Raw genomic sequence first — 383 nt, 5'->3', positions numbered from 1 at the left:
GCCTTGCATGCCATAATGAGCCCCAAAAATGGTATTATCCTTACCTTTTTCGGTATAGCCATTATATTTCCTTAAATTTTCAATATAATCATTGATAACCTGTTCTCGAACTTGGTCTCTTTGATTTTCTTGCTTGTGATTACCAGTTTTATTTGTATCCATATACCATTCCTTTAATAAATTAAATTCCTAAAGATGTATTAAAACAGCTTCTGCACTTCCTGACTAATCTTAAATCCATGTTTATCTTGATTTATGCAAGTTACTTCTGAACCGGAAGCCGTACATTGCCAGCCATTACCTTTAACTGTTTCTCCATTTTTCAAGATACGGGCTTTGGGATTAAAAGGAAAGTCACTATGACAAACCATATCTGCTTTACC

General features: G+C 34.2%; 1 protein-coding gene. It reads right to left on the bottom strand.

All coding sequences use genetic code 11. From position 1 onward, the window contains the following. Window positions 1–200 precede the first annotated feature (200 nt). A partial coding sequence (locus ACTHSP_RS22570) for a DUF6636 domain-containing protein (protein WP_440347080.1) occupies window positions 201–383 on the bottom strand: 183 nt, incomplete at its 5' end.

Source organism: Neisseria sp. P0001.S005 (assembly GCF_051963715.1).
The sequence above is the reverse complement of the archived record's forward strand: the minus strand, read 5'-3'. Positions and strand labels throughout refer to the sequence as shown.